We start from the raw sequence: 1,874 nt of genomic DNA on the forward strand, positions 1-1,874 counted from the left end.
TTTTATATACAGACTAATAAATAAAAACTAACTTTTAAATATACAATCTTCCACTATTTTATTTATATATATCAGAAAATTCGATATTACATTGCTCAATTATTTTGCTTTCGTTGATAATATATATATCTTCATTAAAATTTTCTTTATCATGTACTTTTTCTATAGGTATAGAGAATGTAAACTCTGTACATTCTTTATTATCTAAATTTAACCATATATCCCCATTATGCATTTTAATAAAATACTTAGCTAAATATAAACCAATACCGCTACCTTCTGTACGTCTTATAAATAAATTTTCTCCTTGCATAAATTGACCAAATATTTTATTTGCATATTCTTCACTAATTAATTCCCCTGTATTTTTTACTGATACATAAACTATATTTCTATCAAAATCTGTGCTTACATCAACATTTATATTGCTTCCTAGTTCTGAAAATTTAATTGCATTTGATAATAGATTTAAAATTACTCTTTCTATTTTGTCTGGATCACATGCTAAAATAACTTCTTCTTCATCTGTATCAAAAATTATGTTTCTATTATTCTCTGAAACATAATTTGATGTTGACATAGTTATGTCTTCTATAAGCTTTATAATATTATAGTTCCCTAAGTTTAGCTTATAAAAATTATTCTCTATTTTAGCTGTGTCAATTATATTATTAACTAACCTTAATAATCTGTACGAGTTCTGCTTCAACATATTTAAATATTCAATATATCTGTCTTTAGTTATACGATTGAAGTCCCCCTTTTCAATTGCAATTAACAGTTGAACAGTCGACAATATTATGTTTATTGGAGTTTTAAATTCATGAGATATATTAGCTATAAAGCTTGATTTTATATGTTCAAAATCTATAGCTTCTTCTACCCTCCTATTTTCTATGTCTGATACCAAAAAATCCTTTTCATTTTCCAATTGAAATATCAGGATTGACATTTTTTTAAATATTTCAATTATAGATACATCATCTTTATATTTTATAACTGTTGCATTTTCATATTGAATATTAACCAAAGCGCATGTATTACCTGCTATTTCTATAGCGTACAGTCTTGATACTAATTCATCTTTATAATTATTAAGCTCTATAAATTTTTTATATTTTGATGTGCAAAAATAATTTTTTTCATCTAGAATTTCTTTCTTAAAGTCTTCGTCTAAAATGAATCTAGTATTATCATTAAAAATACATATATCATCATTCGCACTCATATAAAATTTAAATTTTCTATCTTCCTCATATAAAAATATGTCTATGTTTGTGCTCTTTAAAGCTAAATTTAATGATTTGAGTTTATCCTTTAAAAATTTTATGTAATTAGTTTTTAAATTACCAAGATTAAAGTCATTAAACATTATATGATCTGTAACATCTTGAATACTTTCTTTTATACTTACCTCTTCTGCAATTCCTCCTAAAATTATATCTTTATCTTTATTTAGGATAAATTTATTAACATGGTACGATACATCATTTAAATTTGTAATTTTCTCCTCCTTGCTATATCTATCAATTTTCCCAGCGATTAAATCTACATCTGTTTCCAAGCATTTATCTGCTATATAAACCGGCCTTATTTCATGATCTGTTTTACCTATTATATCTTCTTTACTTAAACCTACATTTTCAGCCCCTAATTTATTTATGTATATATGTTTACCCTCTTTATCTTTCATCCATATTTCATAGGGTAGATTATCAAGTAACTCTTCTAAATTCTCTATTGTGTATTCCCTTTTTTTCATACTTATTCTCCTTAAATAACCCTTAATATAATATTTTTAATTCACATTATCGTCATTAATTTAAGTAACTTACTACTTTATATCTAATCGCTCTATCTTTTATCATTTTCTA

1 protein-coding gene is annotated in these 1,874 nt (G+C 24.3%); it reads right to left on the reverse strand.

The genetic code is table 11. The annotated features are described in order from the left end of the window. Positions 1 to 58: 58 nt before the first annotated feature. On the reverse strand, positions 59 to 1,762 hold the full coding sequence (locus NSA58_RS19675; protein ID WP_074429582.1) for a sensor histidine kinase: 1,704 nt from the start codon (positions 1,760 to 1,762) through the stop codon (positions 59 to 61). Positions 1,763 to 1,874 lie beyond the last annotated feature (112 nt).

The sequence above is a fragment of the Terrisporobacter muris genome (assembly GCF_024621905.1).
GTDB lineage: Bacteria > Bacillota > Clostridia > Peptostreptococcales > Peptostreptococcaceae > Terrisporobacter > Terrisporobacter muris.